The following is a 3,040-nucleotide window of genomic DNA, read 5'->3' on the forward strand; positions in this document are numbered from 1 at the left end:
AACCAATGTCAAAAATAGCGTTTGGTGAAAACAACAAAATAAGCAAAGCCGAAGTAGCCATAGCGTTATAAATCGCTTTTGACTGGTTGAAATACGTTCCAACACTTATAAAACTAAATAGAGTAACGGCTCTTGTAACTGATGCAGGAAGTCCTGTTAAGAAGGCAAATAACCACAAGACAAAAAGCACCATTAGTAATTCGATTTCTTTTCCAAAACGAAAACTTCTCAACGGTTTCAATAAAAAAACAAGAAAGAAATATAAGATTGAAATATGTAATCCGGAAATGGCCAAAATATGAATTACACCGGCATTGGAATAATCCGTTATAGTTGCTTTATCAATGGCAACTCGCTGACCCAAAAGTAGTGCGTCAATTATTGCTTTTGTCTTTGCATCAAAATGGTGAATGGCAAAACTATCGCTTAACGCATTGCGCAGTTTTTCAATATAATAATTAAAATTTTGATGTTGCTTTATGATTTTTATCGAGGAATTATTGAGATAAATTTGATGCCCAATGTTTTGTTTTTCTAAATAATTAGCATAATCAAATTGGTACGGATTATAAGCCTTTGGAATCGGATAAACAGCCCCGTTAATAGAAATTTCGGTACCAGATTGCAATACAATTTTAGATTGTTTAGGCACATAAAGCAGTATTTTTCCCGAAGCAATTTTGGTGTTAAACCCGTTTATTTCAAGAACATATTTTACATATCGTTCGTTAGGTTTTAATGCTGTTTGAATAACCCCTTTAATAGCATTTGTGGTTTCAAAAGTTTGTTTAGAATAATGATTTGCAGCATTCTTATCTACATGAACAAAATAAGTAAGCATGCCTAAAGTGGCCGAAAGAAAGTACGTTGCAATTCCAAAACTAGTATTTTGAATTAGCGCGTTGTGATTTTTATACCACGCAAAACCAAATAGAATTGCACTTATAAGTATGCCATAAAAAAGAAATGACAAAGAAAATGCAGCATATTCTTGCAGAATTATGCCAATTATAAAACTGATCGTTACACCGATTAAAGGAAATTTTAGGGGAGTCAAATGGTAGGGGATTTAGGTGTTCTTACATTTTTAAGGAATTTACAATTAATTCGGCAGTCTTTTTACTGGCGCCTTCTCCACCCAAATTTTGTTTCAAATTAGCATAGGCAATAGACAGTTTATTTCTGTTTTCAGGTTGAAGTATTTTAGCCAATTCAACTTTTAAATTTTCGGTATTCAATTCCTCCTGAATCAACTCTTTAACCACTTCTTTATCCATAATTAAGTTGACTAACGAAATGTATTTTAAGGTAATGATACGTTTCGCAATTTGATAAGAAATCCAACTTCCTTTATAACAAACCACTTCTGGCACATTGAACAAAGCGGTTTCTAATGTCGCAGTTCCAGAAGTTACTAAAGCTGCATAAGAATGGCTTAATAAATCATAGGTTTTATTCGAAATAAATTTTACATTTTCATTGGTTAAAAACGGTTTATAAAATTCGTATTCCTGACTTGGAGCTCCGGCAATAACAAATTGATACTCTGGAAAATCTTTCACAACCGACAGCATAATGGAAAGCATTTTTGCAATTTCTTGCTTTCTACTTCCGGGTAATAATGCAATAATTGGTTTTTCCGAAAGTTGATTTTCAGTTCTAAAAGCAGCATCAGAAACCTCCATTCTATTAGCAATAGCATCAATTAAAGGGTGGCCAACAAAATGAACCGGAAAGTGATGTTTTTGCTCATAAAAATCTTTCTCAAACGGAAGAATTACGTACATATAATCAACATCGCGTTTGATGGCTTTGATGCGATTTTCTTTCCAAGCCCAAATTTGAGGCGAAATATAATAATGTGTTGGAATATTTCTTTCTTTTGCCCAAGTGGCAATGCGCATATTAAACCCAGGATAGTCTATAAAAATAATAGCATCAGGCTGAAAGGCTTCAATATCTTTTTTACAAATTTTGATGTTATTCAAAATCGTTTTTAGGTTCATGATTACTTCGATAAAACCCATAAACGCTAATTCGCGATAATGTTTTACTAAAGTTCCGCCAACAGCTTGCATTAAATCACCACCCCAAAAACGAATTTCGGCAGAGGGGTCTTTTTCATACAAGGCTTTCATTAGGTTTGAACCGTGTAAATCGCCCGAAGCTTCTCCTGCTATGATATAATATTTCATGCTATTTCGTTATAATTCCCAAGCATTCAATTGTTGAATGGCATGATGGGCGGTTAAATCAAATTGCACCGGAACAATCGAAATGTATCCGTTTTCCAATGCCCATTCGTCAGTATCTGTGCCTTTGTCTTGGTTGACAAATGTCCCGGTTAACCAATAATATTCTTTTCCTTGCGGATTAGTTCGTTTATCAAATTCTTCTTGCCACATGGCTTTTGCTTGTCGGCAAATTTTAATTCCTTTTATATTTTCAGCAGGTAATTTTGGAAAATTAACGTTTAAAATAACTCCATCAGGCAATCCTTTTTTGAGCACTTCAAGTGCAATTTGTTTCACGTGATTCTTTATGGGTTCAAAATCGGCATCCCAACTATAATCTAATAATGAAAATCCGATGGCCGGAATACCTTCAATACCAGCTTCAACAGCAGCACTCATAGTTCCAGAATAAATAACATTGATAGAGGAATTTGAACCGTGATTAATTCCTGAAACACATAAATCGGGTTTGCGGTTTAAAATTTCATTCACTGCTATTTTAACACAATCAACCGGTGTTCCGCTACAACTATATTCTTGATCAATTTCTTTATCAATATGAACGCGTTCTAACTTTAGTGTATTGTTAATTGTTATGGCGTGACCCATTGCGCTTTGCGGGCTATCTGGCGCTACTACGATTACATCACCTATTTCTTTCATTACAGCAATTAAAGCTCTAATGCCTGGAGCTGCTATTCCATCGTCATTTGTAATAAGTATTAATGGTTTTGCCATGAATTCATTTTTTGCTAAATTAATTAATTTAATTTGAAACCCTTTTCATGATGTAAAAAAATTATCGC

Annotated in this window: 3 protein-coding genes; all 3 read right to left on the reverse strand. The window is 34.0% G+C overall.

Annotation, left to right across the window (positions count from 1 at the left end):
- Positions 1-1,057 (reverse strand): ComEC/Rec2 family competence protein (locus ACIQZC_RS10380; RefSeq protein ID WP_396139152.1); only part of this gene is annotated, 1,057 nt, incomplete at its 3' end.
- A 22-nt stretch (positions 1,058-1,079) separates the two neighbouring features.
- Positions 1,080-2,195: a lipid-A-disaccharide synthase gene (lpxB, locus tag ACIQZC_RS10385; RefSeq protein WP_396139153.1), complete on the reverse strand. Its 1,116-nt coding sequence runs from the start codon at positions 2,193-2,195 to the stop codon at positions 1,080-1,082.
- A gap of 9 nt (positions 2,196-2,204) precedes the next feature.
- Positions 2,205-2,972 (reverse strand): 5'/3'-nucleotidase SurE, encoded by a 768-nt coding sequence (surE, locus tag ACIQZC_RS10390; RefSeq protein ID WP_396139154.1) that lies wholly within the window; start codon positions 2,970-2,972, stop codon positions 2,205-2,207.
- Between the last annotated feature and the right edge of the window lie 68 nt (positions 2,973-3,040).

Origin of the sequence: Flavobacterium sp., assembly GCF_044338735.1 — a bacterium.
Lineage (GTDB): Bacteria > Bacteroidota > Bacteroidia > Flavobacteriales > Flavobacteriaceae > Flavobacterium.

Bases quoted from the DNA above. Each gene is read 5' to 3' on its own strand.
- lpxB (WP_396139153.1), bottom strand. From the start codon at position 2,195: ATGAAATATTATATCATAGCAGGAGAAGCTTCGGGCGATTTACACGGT.
- surE (WP_396139154.1), bottom strand. From the start codon at position 2,972: ATGGCAAAACCATTAATACTTATTACAAATGACGATGGAATAGCAGCT.